Source organism: Sphingomonas sp. LC-1 (genome assembly GCF_025371035.1).
Taxonomy (GTDB): domain Bacteria; phylum Pseudomonadota; class Alphaproteobacteria; order Sphingomonadales; family Sphingomonadaceae; genus Sphingomonas; species Sphingomonas sanguinis_E.
In genome coordinates this window covers 54,494-71,508 of record NZ_JANZXB010000008.1, presented here as the reverse complement: position 1 = coordinate 71,508, position 17,015 = coordinate 54,494, and the positions used below count along the sequence as shown (strand labels likewise).

The 17,015-nt window shown below is 64.2% G+C and carries 15 protein-coding genes, 1 tRNA gene and 1 pseudogene; 3 read left to right on the top strand and 14 right to left on the bottom strand.

The annotated features are described in order from the left end of the window. Window positions 1–18 precede the first annotated feature (18 nt). Window positions 19–183 (top strand): annotated as a pseudogene (locus NZL82_RS12515) (IS481 family transposase); the annotation flags it as partial. Window positions 184–206: 23 nt separating this feature from the next. Here the strand turns inward: NZL82_RS12515 and NZL82_RS12510 are convergent. The 7 genes from NZL82_RS12510 to NZL82_RS12480 all read right to left on the bottom strand — a co-directional run bounded on the left by NZL82_RS12510 (window position 207) and on the right by NZL82_RS12480 (window position 9,351). Beyond that, window positions 207–2,273: a TonB-dependent siderophore receptor gene (locus tag NZL82_RS12510; protein WP_261270086.1), complete on the bottom strand. Its 2,067-nt coding sequence runs from the start codon at window positions 2,271–2,273 to the stop codon at window positions 207–209. After that, on the bottom strand, window positions 2,270–3,082 hold the full coding sequence (locus NZL82_RS12505) for an energy transducer TonB (RefSeq protein ID WP_261270085.1): 813 nt from the start codon (window positions 3,080–3,082) through the stop codon (window positions 2,270–2,272). Before NZL82_RS12505 ends, NZL82_RS12510 begins: the two co-directional genes overlap by 4 nt. A 21-nt stretch (window positions 3,083–3,103) precedes the next feature. Then, a complete protein-coding gene (locus NZL82_RS12500) occupies window positions 3,104–5,581 on the bottom strand; it encodes a TonB-dependent siderophore receptor (protein ID WP_261270084.1) in 2,478 nt (825 codons plus the stop codon). Window positions 5,582–5,689: 108 nt separating this feature from the next. After that, window positions 5,690–6,667: a FecR family protein gene (locus tag NZL82_RS12495; RefSeq protein WP_261270083.1), complete on the bottom strand. Its 978-nt coding sequence runs from the start codon at window positions 6,665–6,667 to the stop codon at window positions 5,690–5,692. A gap of 81 nt (window positions 6,668–6,748) precedes the next feature. Then, window positions 6,749–7,264 carry an RNA polymerase sigma factor gene (locus NZL82_RS12490; protein WP_261270082.1) on the bottom strand — a complete coding sequence of 172 codons (516 nt, stop codon included), beginning with the start codon at window positions 7,262–7,264 and terminating at the stop codon, window positions 6,749–6,751. A gap of 451 nt (window positions 7,265–7,715) precedes the next feature. Continuing rightward, entirely contained in the window at window positions 7,716–8,603 is an 888-nt protein-coding gene (locus NZL82_RS12485; RefSeq protein WP_261270081.1) for a class I SAM-dependent methyltransferase, read from the bottom strand. 1 nt (window position 8,604) lies between these two features. Next, window positions 8,605–9,351, bottom strand: coding sequence for a MauE/DoxX family redox-associated membrane protein (locus NZL82_RS12480; RefSeq protein ID WP_261270080.1), 747 nt, complete (start codon window positions 9,349–9,351; stop codon window positions 8,605–8,607). A gap of 67 nt (window positions 9,352–9,418) precedes the next feature. Between NZL82_RS12480 and NZL82_RS12475 the strand changes: the two genes are divergently transcribed. After that, on the top strand, window positions 9,419–9,814 hold the full coding sequence (locus tag NZL82_RS12475; RefSeq protein ID WP_405051375.1) for a MerR family transcriptional regulator: 396 nt from the start codon (window positions 9,419–9,421) through the stop codon (window positions 9,812–9,814). A 207-nt stretch (window positions 9,815–10,021) separates the two neighbouring features. On the opposite strand, the gene NZL82_RS12470 is transcribed toward NZL82_RS12475, so the two are convergent. From NZL82_RS12470 to NZL82_RS12460, 3 genes are all read right to left on the bottom strand, one after another. Next, window positions 10,022–10,432 (bottom strand): hypothetical protein, encoded by a 411-nt coding sequence (locus NZL82_RS12470; protein ID WP_261270078.1) that lies wholly within the window; start codon window positions 10,430–10,432, stop codon window positions 10,022–10,024. 5 nt (window positions 10,433–10,437) lie between these two features. Further along, on the bottom strand, window positions 10,438–10,893 hold the full coding sequence (locus NZL82_RS12465) for a hypothetical protein (RefSeq protein WP_261270077.1): 456 nt from the start codon (window positions 10,891–10,893) through the stop codon (window positions 10,438–10,440). An 85-nt stretch (window positions 10,894–10,978) separates the two neighbouring features. After that, window positions 10,979–12,244 carry an MFS transporter gene (locus NZL82_RS12460; RefSeq protein WP_261270076.1) on the bottom strand — a complete coding sequence of 422 codons (1,266 nt, stop codon included), beginning with the start codon at window positions 12,242–12,244 and terminating at the stop codon, window positions 10,979–10,981. A gap of 551 nt (window positions 12,245–12,795) precedes the next feature. Between NZL82_RS12460 and NZL82_RS12455 the strand changes: the two genes are divergently transcribed. After that, complete coding sequence (locus NZL82_RS12455) at window positions 12,796–12,990, top strand: hypothetical protein (protein ID WP_261270075.1); 195 nt, start codon at window positions 12,796–12,798, stop codon at window positions 12,988–12,990. A gap of 247 nt (window positions 12,991–13,237) precedes the next feature. Here the strand turns inward: NZL82_RS12455 and NZL82_RS12450 are convergent. The 4 genes from NZL82_RS12450 to NZL82_RS12435 form a co-directional block, all read right to left on the bottom strand. Continuing rightward, window positions 13,238–13,312: transfer RNA gene (locus tag NZL82_RS12450), tRNA-Glu, on the bottom strand. Window positions 13,313–13,369: 57 nt separating this feature from the next. Further along, a complete protein-coding gene (gene recJ, locus NZL82_RS12445) occupies window positions 13,370–15,124 on the bottom strand; it encodes a single-stranded-DNA-specific exonuclease RecJ (protein ID WP_261270074.1) in 1,755 nt (584 codons plus the stop codon). An 87-nt stretch (window positions 15,125–15,211) separates the two neighbouring features. Further along, window positions 15,212–15,904 carry a 2OG-Fe(II) oxygenase gene (locus NZL82_RS12440; protein ID WP_261270073.1) on the bottom strand — a complete coding sequence of 231 codons (693 nt, stop codon included), beginning with the start codon at window positions 15,902–15,904 and terminating at the stop codon, window positions 15,212–15,214. 80 nt (window positions 15,905–15,984) lie between these two features. Further along, window positions 15,985–16,926, bottom strand: a complete 942-nt coding sequence (locus NZL82_RS12435; RefSeq protein WP_261270072.1) for an RcnB family protein — start codon at window positions 16,924–16,926, stop codon at window positions 15,985–15,987. Window positions 16,927–17,015: the final 89 nt, after the last annotated feature.

The window sequence follows — 17,015 nt, the reverse complement described above, 5'->3', positions numbered from 1 at the left end:
ACGCTCCGGCGAAGGTCGGTCGAGCGGCTGAACCGAACCATCAAGGAGGCGACCGCCAAACGCTTCCACCCTGAAACCCATGATCAACTTCGGACACACCCCGCCGACTTCATGGCCGCATGGAATTTCGCCCGTCGGCGCAAGACGCTCAGCGGTTTCACGCCCTGCGAGTACATCGCCGAGCATAGAATTTCTGCACATTGGGATCAGAACTGTCGCGAGACATTCATGCTGATATAGACCCCCCGCGTCCGCGTCCGCTGCTCGACACGAACCAACTCGCCTGCGCGATCCGGTGCGTAGAACATCCGCAACCGATGTTCCCGTTCGCCCGTAATGCCAGAGGCGGTCAGCGTCGTCTTATAGCCTGGTACCATCGCCGTCTCGACATAGGCGACCAGATAGGGGCGGTAGCGCGACTGTTCATATTGGCCGACATACCATTCGCGCTCCGACGAGGTGATCTCTGCGCTGATGCCGTACGCCGAGCGCAGCCGGACGATGTCGTGCCGGAAGGACGCTTCGAGAAAGTCGAAGTCGCGGCGGTCTGCGCGGCGTCCGCCGAACGGATCGGGACGGCGTGCCTGCGTCATGCTGCCCTTGGCGGTAAGCCGCGCGCCCGCCATCCAGCGATCGAGAGGCAGGGTAGCTTCGCCGGCAAGGCTCCACAGGTTCACGGTGCCGAAATTCAATAGTGCCTCGCCCCCCGACGACAGCGGGACATAGGTCAGGGCGTCCTTGATCGTCTCTTGCGACAGGGTGAGCGATAGCGCCCCGCCGTTCTTGCCGAAGCGGTGATCGAGTTTGAGTGACGCGCTTTCGGTAACTTCCGGCCGCAGCCGCGCATTGCCGGCGATCGGCCGATCGTCGATCAGATTCCCGGTTGCGGCAAAGCCGGTAAGATCGAGCTGCCCGACCGTTCGCCGCCATCCCAGCCGCAACTGTGTTTTCGCACCCGCATCCCAGATCAGGGCGGCCGATGGTTTCCAGAAGGATAGCGTTCGCCGCTCCGCCTGTTGACCGCCGACTTCGAGACCCGCGCGTTCATATGCCAGTCCGGCTTCCGTCCGCAGGACCGGCGTCAACCGTGCCGACAGGTTCGCGGTGACATCGGCGCGTAGTTCACCGACCCGCACATCCGATCCGGGAAGATCGAGCGCCACGCCGTCCTCCATCTGACCAAAGCGTCCGTTCAGCCGGTTCCATGCCAGTTCCGCGATCAGTTCGGGCAGGAGCCAATGCGGGCCCTCCCGGTGCAGCGACGTGCGTGCCACCAACTCGGTCGTTCGGTTCCGTGAGGTGAAGCCACTTTCTGTCGCGGTTCCGGCGGAGGCTTCGAAAAACGTGTTCGTCGCGGTGCGCGCCAGACCTACGAATTTGAGGCCCCAACCCCGCGACAGGGAGCGTATCCAGTCGATGCCGAACTCGCCGTCATGATCGCCCTCCCGACCGAAGATACGGGACCCCGGCTCGCCGGACATGTCCGACGTCAGTGTCTGGCGGTAGCGTTCGCGTTCCCAGGCGTAACGGACGTTCGCGTTCAACTGACCGCCCAGCACAGCGCGCGACGCGGTGGCGTTGGCGGCGATCTTCGTTTCGTTCTGGGGCAGCCTTTCGTTCTGCACGGCAGTCATGCGACCCGCCTGATCGAAGTGATCGTAGCGCCCGGTATAGCGGTTCCGTTCATAAGACGCGGTCAGTCCGGTGGAAAGTTGCCAGTTGCCTGCGGCAAAGGCGTAATTCGCCTCCATGCCAGGTGTGACCCCGTCGCTCGGCGCGCCGCGAAGCTGGACGTTGGCATTGCCCGATGCGTCCGCGCCCTCGACCAGCACCAGATTGGCAACCAGCGTTTGCCCCTGCGCCTCGCCCGTCATCGCACCACGGATCAACTCGACCCGTGCCACGCGCGCGGCACTTATCCGCCCCAGAAACGCCTTCAACCCGCCCGACTTGAAGGTCGGACGCTGGCCATCGACCAGAACGTTGCCCGCATTGGCCGCGAAACCGCGCACCATGTCATCGGTGTCCGGCGCGACGAGCGTAAAGCCTGGGGTGCGCCGCAGCAGGTCGAGCGCGGTCTGCGGTTCGAACTGGGTATAAAAGGATGCGGGATAGGCGATGCTGTTGCCCGCCCTCGGAACGGTATCGTCGCTGTCCTGGCTGGGCGCGAGTACCGCGCCGGCCGGTTGCTGAGCCGCGATCAGGCCGGCGGGAAACGAGAGCACCACGAGAACCAGTAGCGAGCGGGCAGAATAGTTGACCGCCCGTTTCACCGGATCACGAACTCGACCGGGACGACCAGTTCGATCGTATCGCCCTGCACCTCGGCCGGTGGTTTGGGCAGTGGTTGCGCACGTTTGGGAAGCGCGATCGCCGCGCTGTCGAGCGCGGCGACGCCCGACGAACGTTCGAGGCGCGCCGACAATACCCGGCCGTCACGATCCATGACGAAGCGGATATAGGGTACGCCCTGCTGACGGCGAAAGCTCGCCTCGCGTGGGTAACGCCGCACCTTGTTCAGCGCGGCGAGCACCTGACCCTGCCATGTCGGCGCAGCGTTGGACGGTTGCGGAGCAGGGGGCATGGGTCGCGGTTCGGGGGCGCTGGTCTGTTCGACCGGCGGCACCGGATCGGGCGCCGGCTTTGTCGGCGAAACACTGACCGGATTTGTGGTGGGCATCGGCACCAGTGGCGGCTCGACGATCGTCTGTTCGCGCGGCTGCTCGGGGCTCACCTTGGGCGTCTGTTCGGGGCTGGGGGGCAGTTCGCGCAACGGAACGGGCGGTGCCGCCGGCGGGGCGACGTCGAACACCGCCATCGGAGGAGCGGGCGCGACGGGCCGATAGCTGGTCCATGTCACCAATGCGCCACCGAGCGTGACGAGCGACAGAGCTAACACGCCGCCCGCCCCGGTCAACCGGGCGCGCAGGCTGGGCGGTCGATCAGCATAGCGCAACGGTGGCGGCCCCGTCACCACGCTGGCCTGCCGTGATGTCGTGGCGCCCGTCGGGCTGGCATCGACGCCGGCCGGCGGATCGGCGACCGCCGTCAACGACCCGTCCGAAACAAGGATTGTGGCCATGGTCATCGCTCCATCCGTCGATCAGAAGCGCGCTCGAAGCGTGCCGACGATCCGCCGGGCCTCACCGAACGTCGCGAACCAGTCCATGTTCGAGTAATAGCGTTTGTCGAACAGATTGCTGGCGTTGACCGAGAGCGATAGCTGGGGTGTGAGCGCATAGCGGACAAAGGCGTCGACGACCGCATAGGCCGGCTGGGTCGCACGGGTCTGGCCCGACACCCATCCGCTGATGTCGGTGTAGCTGCTGCTGTTCCACAACAGATTGCCGCCGACGTTCAGCCCGTGGATGCCTGCTTTGCCGGCATCATAGCTCGTCAAAAGCTTGACGCTGTCGCTCGGGAGGTTCGCGTTCAGCCGCACGCCGTCGCGATCCTTCGGCTCGACGTGACTGTATCCCCCCGAAACCTGCCAGCCGGGCAATATTTCGCCGGACGCCTCCAACTCGACACCTTGCGAACGGGTACCGTTGAGCGCCTTGTATACATAGTCACCGGTCGGTCCGACCACGCCCGGAACATAGACGGCGAAGTTCGATTGCTGGATACGGAACCATGCGGCCGACAGGTTCAGCTTGCCGTCGTTCAGCGCGGCTTTCGCCCCTAGTTCGTATCCCTTGCCGACCAGCGGATCCAGGAAACGGCCCTGGACGTCGCGATAATCCTGCGGCTGGAATATGTCGGTATAGCTTGCATATAGCGAGACCTGTCGCGTGACGTCGAGGACCAAGCCGGCATAGGGCGTGAATTGTCCCTTCTCCTCGATGCGTGAGGTCGTGCGCGTACCCGTGACCCGAGCGTTCCATGTGTCTCGAAGCCAATTGGTAACGCGTCCGCCGGCGATCAACGACAATGGTGACACGGGTTTCAAGCGCAGGTTACCGAAGGCTGCGGTCTGCCGTTCCTTATTGCCCGTCTCACCCCGATAGACCCAGTCCGGCTCGGCTGGGCCCTTGCCTTGCCATGTGTAATAGTTGGCGATCGCGGTGTCGGGATAATCCCAGTTCTTATAGGCCGGACCGTCCTCCTTGGTCTGGTAATGGGTCGCGCCCACCATCAGTAGATCATCGTCGCTGAAAATCTTCAGGGGGCCGGAGGCCGTGCCGATCACGGTGGCCATGCGCTGGGTGGCGGCCCAGCGGCCTGGATAGATTCCGATGCCGCTGCCATCGGGATTTAGCGCGCCGTCCAGCGCATAGCCGAATACCATGTCGTAATTTTTCTGCGTACGATCGACGTCGAGGCGTAGCGACCAAGCGCCGACCCGTTGTTCAAGCGAGGCGAAGGCGCTGAGCGAGTCGCGATCATACCGGGTCCAGTCGGTCACGGTATTGCGCGACCGGGCAAATCGCGTCGGTTTCCCGTCGGTGGTGATGATCGGCACGCCGTTCATGTTGGACTGATCGGCCTGCCGTCGCAGGTAATCGATACCGACGCGCAGCATCGTCGTATCGGTCAGTTCGGTCTCCGCCGTCGCATACAAGACGTTGCGATGGGTGGTGGCGCGGTCGATGTTCAGCCCGCCGCCCTGATAGGCTCCGACGAAGCGCGCGCGTACCCGGCCGTCGCCATCCACCGGTCCGCCGATATCGATCTGGCCGCGACCGTAAGACCATGACCCGCCTTGGCCCTCCAGCAGGATCTGCGTCTGCGCCGTGGCGCGTTTGCGCACGAGGTTTACGGTCGCCGCCGGGTTCCCCGAGCCATTGAGCAGGCCCGACGCGCCCCGGATCAGTTCGGCACGGTCGTAGATGGCTAGGTCGGCATAGGAGTCGCCAAAGCCATAGGCGGTGGGACGGGCAATGCCGTCGACCTGCCAGTTGCTGACCGCGAAACCGCGTGAATAGAGGACGCTTGAGTCCGAATCCGGCGAACCGCTGGCATTGAACGTCACGCCGACCGTCTGTGCCAGCGCCTGGGTGATTTCGGTCAGGTTCTGGTCTTCGATCCGTTGCCGGGTGATGATCGTCACCGATTGCGGCGTCTCTTTCAGCGTCGTCGGCATTCGCAGCGCGGTTGTGGTGACGGAAGAGGCGTAGGAGCGGGACGCCTCCGTCGTGCCCGGATCGCTGGTGGTGGAGCCAAGGGGGATCGATGCGCTTTCTCCGCGTCCTTCCACCTGTACCGGGCCAAGCTGGATCGTACCGTTCGCGACTTGCGGTGCAGCCTCCAGTGTGAAGGCCCGCTCACCGGTCTGGCGGAAGCTGAGACCGCTGCCGGTGAGGATATGCGACAACCCCTCGGCGAGAGCGAAGCTGCCTTTCAGGCCCGGACTCGTTCGGCCGGTGGTCAGTTCCGCAGGATAGGCCAACTCGACACCGGCCTGCTGGGCATAGCGGTTCAGGACATCGGCCAGATTGCCAGCGGGAATGTCGTACCTGCGCGTGGTCTGCGCTGCGGCGGCGCTTGCTATGACCATTGCCACCGCGCCCGTTGTAGCCAGCAGCAATGTCTGCGGCAGCGCCACACGCATGCCGCTGCGCAGCATCCCCGAAACCTTCATGTTCAAACCCCCGAATTTATCCTGCCAGCAACTGCTAATGCGAGCTGCTTGCATTATGGACGATTGGCCGATGGAAAACGAGAGGTCGGGAAATGCAATTTTTGTGGTTCAGGCCGAAATCAGTATCAGTCGTTCGGTCAGATGGATGCTCTTAAGCCCCAGAGAGCGTTGCAACTGATCAAGCGTTGCCACGGGGCGGTCGGTGCGGAATACGCCGCTGACACGCAGTCGGCGTGCCGTGCCGATCACACGAACATAGCCGACATGATAGCGGCCGATCTCGGCCACGACCTGTTCGAGGGGCGCATTGTTGAAGGTCAGGACCCCATCGGTCCACGCCATTGCGGTAATCGTATCGACATCGGCAACGGCGGACAGGCCGTCCGGGCCATAGCTGACACTCTGCCCCTGGCGAACCAGCCGCACGCCGCCCCCCGGCGCCGGATAGGTGACACGGACGGTGTGTTCGGTGACGGTCACGTTTGCGCCTATGTCGCTTCGGGACACCAGGAAACGGGTGCCGAGCGCGGTGGCGGAGCCCTCGGCCGTTTCCACGATAAAGACACGCTTCGCATCGCGCGCCACGGAAAAGGCCGCCTTGCCGGCCAATAGCCGAACCACCCGCCGGTTGGCGTTGAAATCCACGGCGATGGCGCTCTGGGTATCGAGCTGGACCAACGATCCGTCTGCCAACGTAATTGTTCGTCGCTCCCCGGTCGCGGTCCGCTCGTCCGCGCGTAGCCATGTGGGCCAGTCCTGCACGGTGCCGATCGCAACCAATGCCAGGCTCGCCGCCACCGCAATCGCTGTCAACGGACGCCGCCGGTTGTGCGGGCCACGGCCGTGCGGGGCGGCGTGCGCGGGAATGCCAGCACGTAACACGGGGGTATCCCGGACCGCACCCATTCGCTGCCAGACATCCTCCATTTCCGCAAAGGTCTGGCGGTTTCGCGGATCGGTCGCCAGCCAGCGTTCGAAGGCCGACTGTTCATTGGGGGTCAATGGGCCGGTATTGACCAGCGTTACCCAATACGCCGCCACATCGGCGGTATCGGTCGGCGGCCCGCCCCGTTCGGGATCGTTCATCGACGTTCCAGTTCCGCCATCGACCTTATCCTTATGCAAAACGCCCGAGCCACGATAGGGGATAGGTCGCCCATCACTCGCCTATATGGTTTCGTCGTCCGCGATCGCGCGTTGGCATAGTTGCAAACCGTGTCGCAGGTGCTTGCGAACCATGTCGTGGCTGATGCCGAGACGATTCGCCGTGTCGGCCACGCTCAATCCATCCAGCCGTACCAAGACGAAAACCTGACGACAGCGTGCTGGCATATGGTCCACCGTCGCGGCGATGCAGCGCAGCTTCTCGCGATCGAGCAGATGGGCTTCGATATCGGGTGTGGCGTCGGCCATGTGCGACACGTCATCGGCGGCGGCGAACAGCCTGTCATGCCGGCGCATCGAGCGGAGTTGGTCGAGTGCCAGATTCGAAGCCAGTCGAAACAGGAACGACCGCTTATTGCGGATCGGTGGAACGTCCTTGACTGTCTGAACCCGAAAATACAGCGCCTGGGTGATGTCTTCCGCTGTCGGTTCGTTGCCGATGATTCGACTGATCCACCGTATCAGCGTGGCACGCTCGGTCACTAGCAGGCGGGACAGGACGATCGCGTTCGTCGACATGGCGGCGTGCCTATTAGAGTTGCGATAGATTCGCAACATTGCTCCATTCAGGGGTGGGAGTGGCCGATGTCGGCAAAAAACCGCCTTATGATCTGACCGGCAATTTCTGTCACTGCTTTGCGATCCGGCACTGGTTCTACTACCTCAAAGCTGAAGAGCCGAGGACTCCGTGGCCGTTGCGGAACACCCCGCGTCGGCGAGCGCGCGGACGTTCCGCAACGGGCGAAGAGTTGCCCTTGCCTGCGACGAACTGCCCAAGACCTTCGTCACCGTCGCAGGAAGCTTGTGATCGGCCGGTGCGGATAGAGCAAATTGGCGGCAGTGCTGGTTTGAAGAGGCATATGCCGGGGGGAGGGGAATGGCGGCATCGGCTATCTCCATTGACACGCTGGCTTATGCGGGTCTCACGGGCCGGATATGCCGCTGCCGGCCAATGAGGCGCGCACCAACATCAAAACGAGCGACCCGAATTTCCCGCCGTCACGATCCACGCCGTGCCACGGATCAGATTGGCGCGCCGGCCAGGCAGGGCGGCCAGGGCTGCACGCACGGCATCGGCCGCTCGTGTCCGAACCTCTTCGGGTTGATCCTGCAATGCGCGTGCGAGCGGACCGACATCGAATGCAAGCGCGAGCCCATCGTCCACCGCCTGCGCACGTGTTTCACCCCGGCCAAAGGGAATGATCCGGTCGAATGGCGTCAGCGTGATGGCTGTGAAGCCTGCCTGTCGGAGAATACGCGTCACCCTTGCCGGGTCACCGAACGAGAAGGGGCCGGGCGCTTCCGGATCCGGCGGGGGAGGGGACGGTACAATATCAGCAATGGCGCGCAGTGGCAGGCGGACCCAGTCATTCTCCGACGCCTGACGCCAGCAGACGAATGCCAGCCTTCCATCCCGACGCAAAGCGGTCCGCAATCGGGCAAAGGCGGACACCGGATCGTCGAAGAACATGACGCCGAGGCGGGAGAACAGGAGATCATAGGCACCATTTCCAAGATCGGCGGTCGCCGCATCCGCAAGTTGGAACTCAAGCGGCAGTCCGTGCGGCGCCACAGCGCAAGCGCGAGCGATAAGGAGTTCGGAAATGTCGATACCCCGCACATGTCCGGTCGGCCCGACATATCTGGCGAGCGCGATACTGGTCGCACCCGCGCCACAACCGATGTCGAGGATATGCTCGCCTACCGCCGGTGCCGCCGCCTCGATCGCTGCCGTGCCGAACGATCGCAACATCCGGTCGAGCCGGACCTGATGCATAACCCAGTGCTCGCCGTTGCGGCCGTTCCAGTCGGCGGCCTGCCCAGCATTCGGTGATGAAACACCGACCTCGTGTGACATGTCAGTGCCCCCCGCCGGTCACCATCCAGATCGCCATGGCGATCATCAGGACATTTTCGGTCAACGACAGAAAGCCGAGCGGCACTTTGGTGCTGCCACCGACGCACGCGCATTTCAGGGTGCGACGTTCGATATACACTGCTTTCAGCACCGACACCGCGCCGATCGACCCGATCGTCAGAGCGACGGGCACGGAAACCCATCTCAAAATTCCGGCCGCCATCAGTACGCCGGCCAGGCCTTCGGCATAAGGATAGATATAGGCATAGGGCACCCAGCGTCGCGCGAGCAGGTCATAGTTCAGGAACATCGACGAGAAGCGCTCGACATCCTGCAGCTTCAGCATCGCCAGCACGCACATCGAGAAGGCGACGAACCACTCGGCCACGCGGATCGACAAGGGCGTACCATCGACGGCGATACCGGCCGACATCGCCATCAACGCCGTCATCGCGAAAACGGCGATGACAGGACGATAGCTCGTCGCGTCCGGATCCGCGACGCGCTTGCCCAGAAAGCGACGCAGGTCGGAATAGCCGCCGATACGCTGTCCATCGATGAAGACTTGCGGCGTCGTCGACACCCCGTGTTCGGCCTTGAACGCATCGACTTCCGCGCGGGACGACAACAGATGATCGTCGACCGCGTAGCCCCCCCGCCGCAAGACGTCGCGGGCCTTCAGCCCAAACGGGCACATATGTCCGGGTAGCGCCATACGGTACAGCGCGGCGCTTTTGGTAGAGTTCATTATTGCTTCTCCGTCATCGCCGGGGAGTATAGCTTCCGTACCGTGGTACGGAGTCAAGCATGTGAATATGACGATCGCAGGTTTAGCTCGCGCAGGTGGCGTCGGTGTGGAGACCGTTCGATTCTACCAACGGCGGGGGCTGCTCGACATCCCCCGGCGCGGTGAAGGGACGGGAAGGTCGGGCGGTATCCGTCGCTATGGCGATGCGGAGCTTGGTCGGTTGCGTTTCATCCGGGCCGCGCAACGGGCCGGATTTACCCTTGATGAGGTCGGCCAGCTGCTCAGGCTGGATGCGATAGATGACAAATCGCGTATACGTGCGATGGCCGATGCCCGGTTGGCCGCGCTTGATGTTCGCATTGCCGAGATGCAGGCCGCGCGTGCCGCGCTTTCCCATCTATCGTCGGCATGTGATGCATCAGGTTTGGATCCATGCCCGATCATTACCGCATTCGAGCACTGACTGCCCAGGTCCTGCCGATCGAACACCGGACATCTAACCCAGCGGGCTGAGTTGGCCGATCAACCAATCGTCCAGTATCCTCGCCTGCAGGGCCGCTTCAGTGACCAGTTCGCCATGTATCCTGCGAACGACGGGGTGCTTGAGCGCAAGCGGGGAGACTTGGGAACGCGGCACGGGATCATGCCTCATGATGCTTCCCTTTCATGATCAGGTGCGTATGCGCAGCGCGGAACCGAATTTGGTGGCAGCGCCGGCGAGTTGGGATGCCATGTCGTCCGAGACGAGGCTGGTTGCGATGCGCATCAGGCTCGCGCCCTCGACGCGGGCAACGGAGAACAGGGTCAATATCCTGGCTTCGTCATCGCCGACGCCGTGATAATATGGCGGCGCGAACCGCATCGTGCCATGGCCATGTCGATCCACCAAGGTCATCGCGCATTGAAAGGCGAGCAGGGCGGCATCGATCTGCCTCGCGACAAATCGGCCGCGCAACGTCACCTGTGCGCAGCGCCCGGAACGGATGGCCGCGACCCAATCACGGATGGCGTACAGCGTGAAAGCATCGTCCTGCGGAAGTTCTTCCACCAGCCGATCGAGATAGCGGTAGAGCTGGAGCATGGCGATCAGGCCAAAGCAGGGGTTGCGAAGGGAGACTTGTCTCCGTCAACTCTCGTCGCGTGCGACGTGGCCGTGACGACCTCGCCGCATAGCTGGCGTACGCTCAGCACCGCGCAGTGCAATGCCCCGTGCAACCCATGCGGCGCTTCGGTATCGCAATTGCAGAAAGACGCTTTTCCCGGGCTGGACAAAAGGCGAATGACCGCGCGCTCGTCACAACTCAGGCAGCGTGAAGAGCAGGATTCCGTCACAAGCTTCCGCTTGAGCACCGCCTCCGCCAGTTGGAACACACTCGCCAAGGCGATGCTTCCGGCCGGCAACAGGGTCAGACTTTGCCCGAACATGACCAGCCGTGACAGGTTCATACCGTCACCGTTTCTGTCCCGCACCGCGCAATAGTAGCGCAGTAATCGGACGACCGTCAGTTCGCCGTCTCTGATAGGTGCGATGATGCGTTCCATCAAAACCATTGCGCTTCTCCCAGATAAGGTTTGTTCTTGGCATCGTGCTTCAGCGCCAGATCATTCTCGCCACGGAACGGGGCACTCACGCGCCGAAACTCGTCATCAGCGGCGACCGGCGCAGATTGCCGAGCGATACGCATGCCAACCCGATAGCGATCGACGCGAAGGGTGCGCGCGGATCGATGGTGTACAAGGCGGTGCCGAGCAGGGGAGCTACGACCACGGCCATGCCCTGCACGGCGGAAACGGTGCCCGCCGCTACGCCTTGTTCGTGGGCCGCCACCGCGCTCGTCGCCAGCGCGAGCACCGAGGGGAAGACAAAGCCCATGCCAAAGGCAATGACTGCATAGGCCGCACAGAGCTGTACGGCAGACGTCGCCAATCCTGCACCGCCAAAGCCTGCCGCACCGACCAACATTCCAACACGGATCAGATGCTTAGCTGTCCAGCCGACCCGGCGAACCAGGAGTTGCGCCGCGATCAACGCAACCCCGACACAGCCAAGCGCAATCCCCGCGATGCGGGCGCCCTCCATCGGCATCAGTTTCAGCCGGTCGATCGCGTAGAAGCCGACGAGAACCTGCGCGATCGTGACGCTACCCATCGCCAGGAAGGCGCTGGTCATGGCGTGCCGCAACCGGGGATCGAACAGACGGAGTGTCGACGGCGCGGGTGGCAGCTGACGTTCGTAACGGGGCAGCATGCGCCATAATACGACCCAACCAATCATGGGCAGGATGCCAATCAGGATCAGCGGCAAAACCAGCCCTGCTGTGGCAAGTAAACCAACGGTGGCCGGACCGATGACGATGCCGAAAGCGCCTGCAGCGCCGAGCGTCGCCATCGCCTTCGCGCGATCCTCGACCGGCAGGTGATCGGCGACGAGAGCCGCGCTCGTCGCCGGAACGGCGGCGTAGAAACCGCCGGCGAGCCCGCGTGTTGCCAAAAGGCCGATGAAGACGATGGCCGGCGACAATGGCATTGCGATGGCGACATGTACCAAGGCGGCCATCGCAACGTAGCAGGCGGCGAACCCTGCGACCCCTATCAGTATAACCGGCCGCCGTCCTAGCTTATCGCTCATCCTCCCCCATGGCCGTGCCATGAGCATCCATCCGATCCCCGCTACAGTGATGACAATTCCGATCTGCCACGAAGCGACACCGGTCATCCGCGCGATCGAACCGGCCAATGCCGCGAAAGCCATCATCGCCATGGAACAGACGAACGTTTCGAACATCAGCGGTCGAAGGTTGAAGGGCGGTGGGCATCGGGTAGGCAGCATCACAACGACAATCCATGTATGCGACTCACTCGCATTAGCATATAGTGGATTGACTGCCAACATGGTGCGCGTTCGAGTTTTGGCCGCGTTGCCATGCTCACCTGTCGTTCAAGGCGGCCGGATCCTTTTGTCGAAATGGAAGGAACTCATATGGCCGTACGTCAATCGTCGACGAGTTACAGCCGCGTAACTCGAACATCGCTCAATCCTCGAAGACCGTGGCGATGGTCGGTGTAGGAAGCGTCGAGGCGCCTGCCCCGGCGCGAGCATGCACTGCGAAGTTGATGCCGTTCTGACGGGAGTGCGGATGGCAGGATGCGCAGGCGGCCCGGATCGGTCCTCAGCGCGCAAGCGCCGCAAAGTCTGTCGAGAGAGGCGCGACCGATCGCGTCGTAGAGTGCCTGCTCGATCGGGCGGGCGACACCGCTGTCGAACGCAGCCGATGGCGTAATCGATGGGATCGAAGGTGGACAGGGCGGCCATGAGCTGCAGCGTTTCGAGCCAGGGCAGGAGGCTGAACCCGGGATCGCCTCGAGTATGGCCCTGCGGTCGCCGAAGTTCTGGAGCCTGTTCCGGTCGGGTGGGCTGCCAAAATGATAGCGCGCACCGGGGTCATGATCGACGAGATTGTGCGCATACCAGAACGCGTCCAGTTCGAGTGCGGCACGCTTCTGCGCCGTGACCTGTCGCTGTTGCTCGCTGACGCCGTTCAGACAGGCATCGACCATGGTCTGAGCCGAGCGAAGCTGCTTGCTGGCAAGGCTGCGTCGTCCCGCTTCGAGCTTCTGCTAATAAACGACGGCAGATAGGCGTAGATTTGTCGCGCCTGAGCAGCATGTCGCGTGTTGGGCGTTCGCTTATACTCGCTCGACGGGCCGTCGAAGAACGGCCGGTGCGCGGCGGTGATGATCCGTCGGAACTAGACGATGCCAGTGCGAAAATCTTTGAAGGGACTGGCCATACGGATCACTTTGTACGCATCCTTTGTACACAAGGATGGGTAAAGCGTCCATGAAGACCGCCTAAACCGCGCAAATCCGCCATTCTGGCGGGTGCTGGTGACCCCTACGGGAATCGAACCCGTGTTTCAGCCGTGAAAGGGCCGCGTCCTAACCGCTAGACGAAGGGGCCGCCGGGTGGCGTGGAGGGGCCTCTAAGGGAGGGTGGGGATTGGGTCAAGGGCTTTTTTTAGTCCGCCCATGCCGCGTCCTCGACATGGAGTTCGGCGACGTCGCGGCCCGACCAGTCGTCCACCTTGGCGCGGCCAGCGAGCCATAGGCGACGACTGCTCCCCGCGCCCAGCAGCGCCTGGCCCAGTGCGGTATCGGCTTGGCGGAAGGCCATGGCCTTCAGGCTGCGTCCGTCGGGTCCGGCCACGATCGCGCGGACGTGATGGGTGCCGACCAGATCCGCGCGGATGACGCGGAACGGGCCCGCCGCCACGCGTGGGGCGGGCCAGCCCATGCCATAAGGCCCGCCGGCATCCATCGCCCCGACCAGCGCCGGATTGACGCCGCCGGGGGCCAGCACGGCATCGACCAGCAGCGCGCGTCCGGCGCTGGCACGAACCACCGCCTCCGCCAGTCGCTGTTCCAGAAAATCGGCGAGTTCGGCGATACGGGCCGCTTCGACTGTCAAGCCTGCCGCCATCGCATGACCGCCGCCCGCAATCAGCAGGCCATGTTCCTTGGCCGCCAGGATCGCCGCGCCGAGATCGACGCCGCTGATCGAGCGGCCCGAGCCCTTGCCGATGCCGTTCTCGTCCACCGCGATGACAATGGCGGGGCGATCGAGCTTTTCCTTGAGCCGCCCCGCGACGATGCCGATGACGCCGGGATGCCAGCCTTCGCCGGAAACCACCGCCACCTGCCGGTTCCGGTCGACGCCGTTTTCGGCCACCGCCTGGACTCCCGCCTCGATCGCGCGGCGTTCGTCGTTGAAATGGTTGAGTTCCTCCGCGATCGCGCGCGCCTCGGCGGGGTCGTCGGTCGTGAGCAGCCGAACGCCCAGATCGGCCCGGCCGACGCGCCCGCCCGCATTGATGCGCGGGCCCAGTGCAAAGCCCAGATCGGTGCAGGTCGGGGTGCGGGTAAGTCGCGCCGCCTCGGTCAGCGCGACCAGGCCGATATTGCGACGCTGCGCCATGACCTTCAGTCCCTGCGCTACGAACGCGCGATTGAGACCGCGAAGCGGAGCGACATCGGCAACCGTCCCCAGCGCCACCAGATCGAGCAGGTCGAGCAAGCGCGGTTCGGGGCGATCGGCGAAAAAGCCCCGCGCCCGCAAGGTGCGGATCAGCGCCGCCCCCAGGAGGAAGCACACGCCCACCGCCGCAAGATGGCCGTGCGCCGCGCCTTCGGTCTCGTCCAGCCGGTTCGGGTTCACCACGGCATGGGCACGGGGCAGTTCGGTCGCGCATTTGTGGTGATCGACGACCATGACTTCGATCCCGGCGGCGTGCGCGGCGGCGAGCGGCTCAAACGCCTGCGCGCCGCAATCGACCGTGACGATCAGCGTCGCCCCCTCCGCTTGAAGTCGGAGCAGCGCCGCCTCGGTCGGACCATAGCCCTCGGTCATCCGGTCGGGGATATAGGCGCGCGGGGTCAGCCCCAGGTCGCGAAGCAGCCGCACCATCACCGCCGCCGAGGTCGCGCCGTCGACGTCGTAATCGCCGAAAATCGCCACCGCTTCATTTGCGATCACCGCATCGGCGAGGCGATCGGCGGCGCGGTCCATGTCGCGAAAGATCGAGGGGTCGGGCATGAACCCCCGGATCGAGGGCAGGCGATGCGCCTCCACGGCGTCGGGGGGACAGCCGCGCGCGAGCAGCAACTGCGCGACCAGATCGTCATGCGCCATGCCGTCCCGCGCGTCGGCGGCCAAGGCACGCCAGCGCCAGGGTTGTCCCAGGATCGACTGGGCGATGCCGAGAACCTCGGTCATGAACGGAATATCGGAAGGGAGAACGTCACGCGAACGCCATGCCATGCGCGGCAGAGTCGGGACAAGGGGGCGACGCTGCGCCCGCCCTTAGTCGGCGGGGACCCAATTGCCTTCGCGAAACCATTTGGTGATGACGTATTTGGTGCCCTCGACCACCGGCATCCCTTCGTGAAGGGTCATTTCATTGGGGCTGCCGTCCCGTTTCATATTGTTCCAGGCGAGCAGCAGGCCGCGGCGCGGGGCGACGCGGATGCCCGCCTGCGGAAACCAGGTCGCGCCGCCTTCCGGCACGTCGTTGAGGTAGATCATCGCGGTCCAGGTCCGCTGTCCGCCATGGACGCGGACTTTTTCCCAATAGCTTTCGCTCTCGTGGAAATAATCGTGATGCGCGCGGAATTGCTGGCCGGGGGCGTAACGCTGGCCCTGCATCGTCTCCCCCTGTTCGGGCGAGATGCCGAGCAGCGCCGCGATCGATTCGTCGATCGGCTGCACATCGGGCGACCAGCGTGCCATGTCGCAGCTTTCCGACGTGCGAAAGCCGTAATCGGGCCGGTCGGAGAGTAGGGTGGATGGCCGCCGATTGGAATCGATCATCGCCATCAGCTTGTCGCACTGATCGGGCGTCAGAAAATCGGGATGATAGTAGATCTGCGCCAGATCGCTCGTCACGCGGGTGACCGCCGGATGGGCGTCGAGATGCTCGGCGACGCTCACCGCGAATTGCGCACGGAGGGGAGAGGCGGCGGGATTGCCCTTCGGCTTCCTCGAGAAGAACGACATGGACGGGATGTGTGACGATCCGCGGACAAAGACAAGAGGATAGAGGGGAGGGGGGCAGCCAAGCCCCCCTCCCGCAAGCATCACCAGAAGATGTCGTAGACGACGTCGACGACCAGCCCGCTACGCAGATCGACCAATATCGCGTCGTTATAATAGCGGACCCAGCGATAGGAGCCATAAGCGGGCGGCAGGCGGTAGCTATAGGGATCGTCCAGCCAGTAGCTCTGCCCGAAAAATTCCGGGTCGATGATCACCCCGCTGGAAAAACGCTGGTAACCATAGCCGCCAAAGGGCGCGTAATAGCGGGGCAGGTGATAGGCCCCACGGTTTAGCGAACGCCATTCCAGCCAGTCATAGCGCCGGTCGCGACGCCAGCTGCGATTCCACTGGTTCGCCCAGGCGCGCCGCTCGGCAAAGCCATAGGACTGGTCGGAATGATCGCGCCAGTCATTATAGTTGCGGCCCCACCGGTTGCGATCCTCGCGCTGGCGACGCGCTTCGTCGCGCCAGCGCTGGTCCTGGCCAGGGTCGCGCCAAGCCGGGTCGCGCCAGCCTGGGCCGCGATCGTTGCGCCAGCCGCGATCGACTCGTACGCCGCCGGGCCCGCCGCGATCCGGGCGAATCTGGTCGGGCGCGGGCCCCGGCCGCGGGCCGCGGTCAATATCCCCGCGCGGGCCCCACTCGCCACGGTCGCGGGGTGCGGGAGGGGGGGGCGGTTGCTGAGGACGTGGCGCCTCGGCATGGTCGGGGCGGAAGGCGGGGCGATTCTCGGGAAACGCCGCGCGATCGTTGAAGATCGGCCGGCCTTCGCTACGTTCCAGTCGACCGGCCGGGCCGCCCGGACCGCCCCGACCGCCTGGCCCATCCGGGCCACCGCGCCCCGGACCCCCGCGCCCTGGCCCGCCTTCGGGCCGGGCGCGGGGGCCCTGGTCGATCATCTGCTGAGCGCGCGCGATGGCGGGCATCGCACCCGACACCATCGCGGTCGCCGCCAGCAAAGCCGCCATCCAATGCCTGTTCATCTCGTCCAACCCCATGTGCCGGCGCACGAGCCGACCCCTATGATGCGATGAACTCTGCCCCATGCGCGTTGAGCGGACGCTGAACCTCT